The following is a 1,309-nucleotide window of genomic DNA, read 5'->3' as shown; positions in this document are numbered from 1 at the left end:
GCGGGAACAGTTTTGATGCCGTGTTGTTCACGAAAAGTCTTTAAAGCTGCTTTGTTGCTGCTGTCTGTAAAGCGGATGGTAAGTTGTTTGTTTAACGAAACGGTAAACAGTTTTGCAACAAAACGGCGACAGTATGAACAGCTTGGTTTGCCTAAAAAGACGATAGCAGTTTCTTGACTGTCAATGAGTTGCAGAAGTTCGTCAGGTATGGTTGGGATGAAGGCAGCGACATGTTTTGCAAAGGCTGCCAATTCTTCAGGTGTGGGCTTGGGCATGGGAATGAATGTGAGGTAGGCCGTCTGAAGGTTTCAGACGGCCTGTTGTTTTTATGTAGTTAAAGTCTTTTGCGCATCCAAGATGAGAGTTTGGGTGCACCGAATAGCAGGAAAATGCCGATAAAAAGCTGCGCGATGTTGGCAAGTATACCGGCTTGGTTTTGTGCGCCGAGGTCCGCCCAAACGGATGTATGTGTGTCGATAGCAATAGACTGTACAAAAAGATAGAGAGAGAACCGGTAAATTAGGTCGGGGATGGCTTGGAAAACAGTATATATGCCTATTAATACAATACCGGTCGTCAGCCATGGTGCAGGGTGTTTTGGGGCCTCCTGTGCTGTTTGCAGATGTTCGGGCAACAGGCGGTTGGCAATGGCGGCAGGGAAACACCATAGCAGCAGCCATGCAATTAAATACAAGCCGTAGAGCATCAGTACGGATGAGATTTGTTTACTGTCATACATGCTTTCTGTCTGTACGAATATGGTCGCGATGCTGCCAAGCGTTTGTACGATACCGATTAAAACGACCAAGCGGATGGCGACAATCGAGATTTGCTTAGGGGACATGGATTTCTTCCATTATTTGTTGGATTTAGAACATCTAAAAAAACGTTTCAGGTTTTCAGACGGCCTATTATCGATTTATAAGGATTCAATTTTTCTTAACAATTCACGCAATGCTTGAGCGCGGTGGCTTTCGGCATTTTTGATTTCAGGGTTAAGCTCGGAGGTGGTGCAACCATGTTCGGCCAAATAGAAATGCGGATCGTAGCCGAAGCCGTTTGTACCGGCTGCTTCGGCCTGCCATTGGCCGCGCCAGATGCCTTCGGCGATGATGGGCTGCGGGTCGTTTTCGTGGCGGACGAGTACGAGTACGCAGACGTAGTAGCAGCTTTTGTCGTCTTTATCGGCAAGATCGGCAGAGAGTTTGGCGTTGTTTGCGGCATCGGATTTGGGGTTTTCGCCTGCATAACGTGCGGAGAAAATGCCGGGTGCGCCGTTTAAGGCGTTGGTGCAGATGCCGGAGTCGTC

At 48.1% G+C, this 1,309-nt stretch carries 3 protein-coding genes; all 3 read right to left on the bottom strand.

Annotation, left to right across the window (positions count from 1 at the left end; translation table 11 throughout):
- Positions 1–251 (bottom strand): thioredoxin (locus ACTHS3_RS13475; protein ID WP_440368190.1); only part of this gene is annotated, 251 nt, incomplete at its 3' end.
- Positions 252–334: 83 nt separating this feature from the next.
- Positions 335–844 (bottom strand): hypothetical protein, encoded by a 510-nt coding sequence (locus tag ACTHS3_RS13470; protein WP_440368189.1) that lies wholly within the window; start codon positions 842–844, stop codon positions 335–337.
- A gap of 75 nt (positions 845–919) precedes the next feature.
- Positions 920–1,309 (bottom strand): non-canonical purine NTP pyrophosphatase (locus tag ACTHS3_RS13465; protein ID WP_440368188.1); only part of this gene is annotated, 390 nt, incomplete at its 5' end.

This window comes from Neisseria sp. P0009.S007, from assembly GCF_051962515.1.
This window is presented reverse-complemented; position numbering and strand designations above follow the sequence as displayed.